Genomic DNA, 421 nt, shown 5'->3' on the forward strand with positions numbered 1-421 from the left:
TCAAACTTGGACAGTAACCTTGAAACACGGTGAAACTCCAGTTGGACCAAACGATCCACATAACCCGACAGATCCAATCAATCCAAATGATCCAAACAGTCCTAGATACCCTGCGGAAGATAAATGGAAGAAAGATGTAACGTCAACTGTTAAGTATGTGGTATCAGACGGTAAGGTAACTGCCCCAGCAGATCACGTTGAAAAAGCGACATGGACACGTACACTTACCTTGGATAAAGTTACAGGTAAAGAACTTTCAGCGACACCATGGGCATCAGATAAGACAGCCTACGCTGCAGTTCCAACACCAGGCTTGACAGGTTACTACGCTGATAAAGCAAGTGTTGCTTCTAAGACAGTTACTCAAGAAAATCTTGAAGAAACTGTAACTTACAAACCACTTGGAAACTTGGTTCCAAAA

General features: G+C 42.8%; 1 protein-coding gene. It reads left to right on the top strand.

All coding sequences use genetic code 11. The features are described from left to right. A partial coding sequence (locus ADM33_RS11380; RefSeq protein WP_049502788.1) for a mucin-binding protein occupies nt 1-421 on the top strand: 421 nt, incomplete at both ends.

It is taken from the genome of Streptococcus oralis, from assembly GCF_001075875.1.
Lineage (GTDB): Bacteria > Bacillota > Bacilli > Lactobacillales > Streptococcaceae > Streptococcus > Streptococcus oralis_I.